The sequence below is a fragment of the Acinetobacter sp. BSP-28 genome (genome assembly GCF_044130285.1).
In the GTDB taxonomy this organism is placed as follows: domain Bacteria; phylum Pseudomonadota; class Gammaproteobacteria; order Pseudomonadales; family Moraxellaceae; genus Acinetobacter.
In genome coordinates, this window is record NZ_JBIQOB010000060.1 from 1 (window position 1) to 2,805 (window position 2,805).

A 2,805-nucleotide genomic window follows, 5' to 3' on the forward strand; every position below is an offset into this window, starting at 1 on the left:
CCATTATGTTAAATAGATAAAAATAAAGTAAATTGATTAATTTAGTTTGATCAAAATTTAAATTATGGTCTATTTAAACAAGTAACTACAAAATGATTATACCCACACTTATTCCCTCCATATCCACCGATGTGATGTACAGCCGCTTCTGCTGCACCACACTGCTGTTTTGCCCAAGTTTGTACATCGGTTCCACAATAGAGACGTGGTTGGAAAAACTGTGTACTTGGAGGACCATACTCACCAATGCTGAGAGTTTTCACATTAACTGAGACTCTTGATAACCTATCTTCTAATGACTTCTCTCTGGCGATTGCCGCATTACGTTCTTGAATCGCATTATTCATTTGACTACTCATAATGTTGTAGTTATTTTTTGCCTGACTAGCAAGCATAAAACCGTAAAGTTGATCTTCGCTAAGCTCTACAGTGTATGGCCCAAGAGATGTTGCTAAGCCAATTACGGCTCTTTGGTAGTAGGTTTGTCCATTTTCTATCTTAGCTGTCCGTTTGCAGGTAATTGCAAAATTCTTTTTAATTTTTAGACTCTGGTCGCCTATTAGTTGAATAGCCTTTCCATTCGCACTGAAGTTATTACTACTACAACTGACATTGTCGCTGTACGTAATTGCGTCAAGTGTGGGGGACGTGTACATATTGGTGAGAGCGCCATGTATAATTACAGACTCAGGTGGCTGCTCTTCGTGAGTAATGCGTAGGCCTCGATTATCGAGAGCAAGGCACTGATTAAAGCTGTTCAGGGCTGCTACTACTACTTCATCTTTAAAATCGGTTTGTATAAAAGATGAATAATTCTGTTCGACGCCCATCTTGCAGAACTCTTCCAATTTCTTCTGTGCATTATTGGAATTAGCAGAGAAGTTGAATGGAATCTGCTTTACGATTACATCTATACCAACGGATAGCGATGATTCATTTACTTCACCATTTTTTTGGCAGTGCTGATTGAAGTAGTAGCTTAATTCTCTTTTTTGTTTTTGAGAAAAATTGATGTTTCGAGTTGCATTGTTGTAGACAGTGGTGCAATCACTTGGAGCAGAAAAAGCGACAGGCAAAGTGAAGTAGGTAAGTGTTATTGCACTAATAAGGACAGTCCAAGTTATACGCATATTGTATCTCCTTGATGGAACTGTATAGATGAAGATTTAATAAAAACTAAGATAAAGTCTATTAATTTTTAAATTAGAAAAAAGCTACTTATCTAGCTTAGTTAAAGCATAAATATTTTTATCTAATCAGTTTTTGATCATAATTATTTATCAATGCATATAAATAAAACAGCGAAATAAGTGTTCAATCTACTTAGATTGCAACAAATTATAAGGGGGTGGATAGATTAGATATTCTAAAATTAACATAATACACGTTATACGAAGTTAAAAATGGGAGCTATAAGCTCCCATTTTTAGTCTTTAATTCGCTTTTTCGCTTCGTCATAAACTATGCTATCAGCTCGTTTTCCGACGGTAATGAGCAGGATAACTACCTGATCATCTTTAACTTGATAGACAAGTCGGACACCAGCTTTTAATAATTTGATTTTATAGCAACCTGCAAGATCGCCTCTAAGCATGTTCTTTGGAATATGTGGCTGCTCTATGACTTTAGCTAGTTTCTTTTTAAATTGATCTCGTATAGCAACAGGGAGTTTTTCCCATTCTGCTGTAAAGTCCTTGTGACGTAAAAGCTTATAAGTCATCTAATGTGACTTCCTCAAACATCTCTTTAGGATCGTTAATGCGCTTACGGACAAGAGCTAATAATTCTTCATCTTCTTCCGAAAGCAAAGCTTTTTTGACGGGCAGTTTCCCAGTCGTAGCAACATATTCAAGAATACTAGTGAAGAAATCCGTAGGTGCAATACCTTGCTCTTTAAGGATTGAATAAGATTTTTCTTTAAGGGCTTCATCGACCCTGAAGTTAACAGTAGCCATCATATCTCCCAGTTATTTAATGTACTAGGAGTACTGTAATGCAAATTGCATTACAAGTCGACTTCGTATAACAGCCATTATGTTAAATAAATGGTTTTACAAACTAAACCTAATGAATTTAATGTGGCAGCATATTGATGGTACAAAAAAGACTTAGGAACTTGATCAATGAGTCAACAAATTGAAAATACATTAGTCATTGAGGCTTACCAAGCAATTGCTGAAGAAATTCTAGCCTTTGTTGGAGAAAATTCTTGGGATGAAGCTGGAGCAACCTACGAAATTTTTGGGAAAATGATTAGTAGTACATGGTGGTCAAAATATAATAGTGAATTAGACCGACTCGGTAGTGATATTCCTAGAGATGTTAGTAAATTGGCTAAAGAAAAAATTTTTTTCCTTAGAAAGCATTTGCTTGATTTGACAGGTGATCGTATTTGGGGGCTAACTTTTACATTGTATCCAACTGGAAAGTTTAATATTCAATACGACTATAACAAGCCAAAAGATTATGAAGAAACTGATTATAGCTGAAGAACTAAATAATACGTGTATGAAAAAGTAAAGGCTTTGGAGGATTTGGGTTCTAGCGAATTAAGGAGTTACAGGTTCATTAGATTTTACCTTTTTAAGCTTTCCTAAAATTAACATAATACACGTTATACGAAATTCTCTAAATTATTTGTTTTAATTCAATAATTTACCCATTATAAAAAAGCCCAGGCACACCGTTCTGGACTTTTTTAATGATTTGTCGCGTTCCACGCCTAATACTTGAGCAATGTTTCACGGATTTTATTAGTTTTCATTAACGCATTTAGTATCTAAACAACCTATCATTAAACTATAC

General features: G+C 35.1%; 4 protein-coding genes. 1 reads left to right on the plus strand and 3 read right to left on the minus strand.

Annotated elements, in window-relative coordinates; genetic code table 11:
- Positions 1-62 precede the first annotated feature (62 nt).
- The 3 genes from ACE01R_RS17610 to ACE01R_RS17620 form a co-directional block, all read right to left on the minus strand.
- Positions 63-1,130: a hypothetical protein gene (locus ACE01R_RS17610; RefSeq protein WP_395552785.1), complete on the minus strand. Its 1,068-nt coding sequence runs from the start codon at positions 1,128-1,130 to the stop codon at positions 63-65.
- Between the two features lie 296 nt (positions 1,131-1,426).
- Positions 1,427-1,720, minus strand: a complete 294-nt coding sequence (locus ACE01R_RS17615) for a type II toxin-antitoxin system RelE/ParE family toxin (protein WP_000221358.1) — start codon at positions 1,718-1,720, stop codon at positions 1,427-1,429.
- Positions 1,710-1,955 carry a type II toxin-antitoxin system RelB/DinJ family antitoxin gene (locus tag ACE01R_RS17620; protein WP_000246756.1) on the minus strand — a complete coding sequence of 82 codons (246 nt, stop codon included), beginning with the start codon at positions 1,953-1,955 and terminating at the stop codon, positions 1,710-1,712. The genes ACE01R_RS17615 and ACE01R_RS17620 overlap by 11 nt, the downstream gene beginning before the upstream one ends.
- A gap of 168 nt (positions 1,956-2,123) precedes the next feature.
- On the opposite strand from ACE01R_RS17620, the gene ACE01R_RS17625 reads away from it, so the two are divergent.
- Positions 2,124-2,489 carry a hypothetical protein gene (locus ACE01R_RS17625; protein WP_092818267.1) on the plus strand — a complete coding sequence of 122 codons (366 nt, stop codon included), beginning with the start codon at positions 2,124-2,126 and terminating at the stop codon, positions 2,487-2,489.
- Positions 2,490-2,805 lie beyond the last annotated feature (316 nt).

Bases quoted from the DNA above. Each gene is read 5' to 3' on its own strand.
- ACE01R_RS17610 (WP_395552785.1), bottom strand. From the start codon at position 1,130: ATGCGTATAACTTGGACTGTCCTTATTAGTGCAATAACACTTACCTAC.
- ACE01R_RS17615 (WP_000221358.1), bottom strand. From the start codon at position 1,720: ATGACTTATAAGCTTTTACGTCACAAGGACTTTACAGCAGAATGGGAA.
- ACE01R_RS17620 (WP_000246756.1), bottom strand. From the start codon at position 1,955: ATGGCTACTGTTAACTTCAGGGTCGATGAAGCCCTTAAAGAAAAATCT.
- ACE01R_RS17625 (WP_092818267.1), top strand. From the start codon at position 2,124: ATGAGTCAACAAATTGAAAATACATTAGTCATTGAGGCTTACCAAGCA.